Below are 429 nucleotides of genomic sequence, written 5' to 3'. Positions count from 1 at the left end.
GGACTTCTGCCCGTTGCTCGATCGATCTTCGCTCATGGCGGTTCTCGTGATCCTTCGTGTATCAGTGTGTGAGGGTGTCGGTTTCATCATCGGCATAGGGGTCGGGGTGACCCAGTTCTGCCAGCAATTCTCGTTCCAGGCCTTCCATCTCCTCGGCTTCCTCATCGTCGATGTGGTCGTAGCCAAGCAGGTGCAGGCAGCCGTGGATGACCAGGTGGGCCCAATGCGCGTTCAGCGCCTTGCCTTGTTCGGCCGCTTCGCGCTCCACCACCGCCACGCAGATGACCAGGTCGCCCAGTAGCGGGATATCGAGCAGGTCATCGGGTACATCGGCAGGGAACGACAGCACGTTGGTCGCGTAGTCCTTGTGCCGGTAGGTGTGGTTCAGCTCACGGCCTTCGGCTTCGTCGACCAGGCGAATGGTCATTT

The 429-nt window shown here is 60.4% G+C and carries 1 protein-coding gene; it reads right to left on the bottom strand.

The window, feature by feature from the left end; genetic code table 11:
- Positions 1-61: 61 nt before the first annotated feature.
- On the bottom strand, positions 62-429 hold a 368-nt coding region (gene ybeY, locus QWI17_RS19165), incomplete at its 5' end, for an rRNA maturation RNase YbeY (protein ID WP_302724140.1).

The sequence above is a fragment of the Gilvimarinus gilvus genome (genome assembly GCF_030518155.1).
GTDB classification, from domain to species: Bacteria; Pseudomonadota; Gammaproteobacteria; order Pseudomonadales; family Cellvibrionaceae; genus Gilvimarinus; species Gilvimarinus gilvus.
Note: the sequence above shows the minus strand (reverse complement) of the source record. Positions and strands in the feature narration are given on the sequence as shown.